The organism is Methylobacterium aquaticum (genome assembly GCF_001043915.1).
Lineage (GTDB): Bacteria > Pseudomonadota > Alphaproteobacteria > Rhizobiales > Beijerinckiaceae > Methylobacterium > Methylobacterium aquaticum.
In genome coordinates this window covers 1-1,655 of record NZ_LABX01000411.1, presented here as the reverse complement: position 1 = coordinate 1,655, position 1,655 = coordinate 1, and the positions used below count along the sequence as shown (strand labels likewise).

Genomic DNA, 1,655 nt, shown 5'->3' with positions numbered 1-1,655 from the left:
GTGATCCTGGAGCGGCTGCTGATCTCGCGGCTCTACAAGCTCGATCACCTCTACGGCCTGCTCCTGACCTTCGGCCTTGCCCTCATCATCCAGGGCCTGTTCCGCAACGAGTACGGCGTGTCGGGCCTGCCCTACGCGATCCCCTCGGAGCTGTCGGGCGGCCAGCGCCTGCCCTTCATGTTCCTGCCGAACTACCGCGGCTGGGTCGTGGTCGCCTCCCTGGTCGTCTGCATCGCCACCTGGCTGGTCATCGAGAAGACCAAGCTCGGCGCCTACCTCAGGGCCGCCACCGAGAACCCGACCCTGGTCCAGGCTTTCGGCGTCAACGTGCCGCTGCTCCTCACCCTCACCTACGGCTTCGGCGTGGCGCTGGCCGCCTTCGCGGGCGTGCTCGCCGCTCCCGTCTACTCGGTGAACCCGAACATGGGCGCCGACATCATCATCGTGGTCTTCGCGGTCGTGGTGATCGGCGGCATGGGGTCGATCCTCGGCTCGATCGTCACCGGCTTCACCCTCGGGCTGATCGAGGGCCTGACCAAGGTGTTCTACCCGGAAGCCTCCTCGACCGTGATCTTCGTCATCATGGTGCTGGTGCTGCTGGTGAAGCCCGCCGGCCTGTTCGGCCGCACCGCCTGACCCGCCTCGCCTGAAGGAACACCCTCAGATGTCCTCCGCCGCGGCGTCCACCGACGCCTCCCCGATCGCCCCCACCCTGCCCGAGGGCAAGGACGCCAAGGCGTTCCACCGCCTCGTCTTCGTCATCATCGCGGTCCTGCTCGCGGTGCTGCCCTTCGTGCTCTATCCCGTCTTCCTGATGAAGGTGCTGTGCTTCGCGCTGTTCGCGCTGGCCTTCAACCTGCTGCTCGGCTACGGCGGCCTGCTGTCCTTCGGCCACGCCGCCTATTTCGGCATGGCGAGCTACGTCACCGCCTACACCGCGAAGAACTGGGGCCTGACGCCGGAACTCGCCATCCTGGGCGGCACCCTGATGGCGGCGCTGCTCGGCCTCGTCTTCGGCGCGCTCGCCATCCGCCGCCAGGGCATCTACTTCTCGATGATCACCCTGGCGCTCGCCCAGATGGTGTTCTTCTTCTCGCTGCAAGCCAAGTTCACCGGCGGCGAGGACGGCATCCAGGCGGTGCCGCGCGGCAACCTGTTCGGCCTCATCAGCCTCGCCGACGACCGGGTGCTCTACGTGCTGGTCGCGGTGATCTTCTTTCTCGGCCTGCTCTTGATCTACCGCATCATCCACTCGCCGTTCGGCCAGGTGCTGAAGGCGATCCGCGACAACGAGCCCCGGGCGATCTCGCTGGGCTACCGGGCCAACCAGTACAAGCTCGCGGTCTTCGTCCTCTCGACCACGCTGGCGGGGCTGGCCGGCTCGACCAAGGCGATCGTGTTCCAGCTCGCCTCGCTCACCGACGTGCACTGGTCGATGTCGGGCGAGGTGGTGCTGATGACGCTGGTCGGCGGCATGGGCACGGTGTTCGGCCCGATCCTCGGCTCCTTCGTCATCATCGCGATGGAGAACTACCTGGCGCAGTTCGGCGCCTGGGTGACGATCATCCAGGGCTTCGTGTTCGTGATCTGCGTGCTGGTGTTCCGCGAGGGCATCCTCGGCCTCGTCGCCCGGACGCTGAAGCGGCCGCTCTGAG

Annotated in this window: 2 protein-coding genes; both read left to right on the top strand. The window is 66.8% G+C overall.

From position 1 onward, the window contains the following. The coding region (locus VP06_RS32865) for a branched-chain amino acid ABC transporter permease (protein WP_048468027.1) at positions 1-636 on the top strand (636 nt) is incomplete at its 5' end. A 28-nt stretch (positions 637-664) separates the two neighbouring features. Next, on the top strand, positions 665-1,654 hold the full coding sequence (locus VP06_RS32860; protein ID WP_048468026.1) for a branched-chain amino acid ABC transporter permease: 990 nt from the start codon (positions 665-667) through the stop codon (positions 1,652-1,654). Position 1,655 lies beyond the last annotated feature (1 nt).